At 57.6% G+C, this 1596-nt stretch carries 1 rRNA gene (only partly in view); it reads left to right on the forward strand.

Annotated features, from left to right (window positions below):
• Positions 1-14: 14 nt before the first annotated feature.
• Positions 15-1596 (forward strand): 23S ribosomal RNA (locus ACIO6U_RS36370); it runs 1493 nt beyond the window's last position.

A 1596-nucleotide genomic window follows, 5' to 3' on the forward strand; every position in this document is an offset into this window, starting at 1 on the left:
ACGCGAGCATCTGTGGCCAAGTTTTTAAGGGCGCACGGTGGATGCCTTGGCACCAGGAACCGATGAAGGACGTGGGAGGCCGCGATAGGCCCCGGGGAGCTGTCAACCGAGCTGTGATCCGGGGGTGTCCGAATGGGGAAACCCGGCAGTCGTCATGGGCTGTCACCCATACCTGAACACATAGGGTATGTGGAGGGAACGCGGGGAAGTGAAACATCTCAGTACCCGCAGGAAGAGAAAACAACCGTGATTCCGGGAGTAGTGGCGAGCGAAACTGGATCAGGCTAAACCGTATGCGTGTGATACCCGGCAGGGGTTGCGCATGCGGGGTCGTGGGAGCTTTCTTGGTCAGTCTGCCGACTGGCCGGAGAGTAAGAAACCGTTGGTGTAGGCGAAGGACATGCGAAAGGTCCGGCGTAGAGGGTAAGACCCCCGTAGCCGAAACACTGGCGGCTCTCTTGAGAGCCACCCAAGTAGCACGGGGCCCGAGAAATCCCGTGTGAATCTGGCGGGACCACCCGTTAAGCCTAAATATTCCCTGGTGACCGATAGCGGATAGTACCGTGAGGGAATGGTGAAAAGTACCGCGGGAGCGGAGTGAAATAGTACCTGAAACCGTGTGCCTACAAGCCGTGGGAGCGTCGCTGTTGTTCTTCGGAACTTCAGTCGTGACTGCGTGCCTTTTGAAGAATGAGCCTGCGAGTTTGCGGTGCGTTGCGAGGTTAACCCGTGTGGGGTAGCCGTAGCGAAAGCGAGTCCGAATAGGGCGGTGTAGTAGCGTGCTCAAGACCCGAAGCGGAGTGATCTAGCCATGGGCAGGTTGAAGCGGCTGTAAGAGGTCGTGGAGGACCGAACCCACCAGGGTTGAAAACCTGGGGGATGACCTGTGGTTAGGGGTGAAAGGCCAATCAAACTCCGTGATAGCTGGTTCTCCCCGAAATGCATTTAGGTGCAGCGTCGTGTGTTTCTTGCCGGAGGTAGAGCACTGGATAGGCGATGGGCCCTGCCGGGTTACTGACCTTAGCCAAACTCCGAATGCCGGTAAGTGAGAGCGCGGCAGTGAGACTGTGGGGGATAAGCTCCATGGTCGAGAGGGAAACAGCCCAGAGCATCGACTAAGGCCCCTAAGCGTACGCTAAGTGGGAAAGGATGTGGAGTCGCAGAGACAACCAGGAGGTTGGCTTAGAAGCAGCCACCCTTGAAAGAGTGCGTAATAGCTCACTGGTCAAGTGATTCCGCGCCGACAATGTAGCGGGGCTCAAGCGTACCGCCGAAGTCGTGTCATTCACACAATATCCCCAACGGGAGTGTGGATGGGTAGGGGAGCGTCGTGTGCCGGGTGAAGCCGCGCCGGAAGGCAGTGGTGGACGGTTCACGAGTGAGAATGCAGGCATGAGTAGCGATACACCAGTGGGAAACTGGTGCGCCGATTGACTAAGGGTTCCTGGGTCAAGCTGATCTGCCCAGGGTAAGTCGGGACCTAAGGCGAGGCCGACAGGCGTAGTCGATGGACAACCGGTTGATATTCCGGTACCCGCTTTGAAACGCCCAGTACTGAACGTTGCGATGCTAAGTCCGTGAAGCCGCCCCTGATTT

It is taken from the genome of Streptomyces sp. NPDC087422 (assembly GCF_044744145.1).
GTDB lineage: Bacteria > Actinomycetota > Actinomycetes > Streptomycetales > Streptomycetaceae > Actinacidiphila.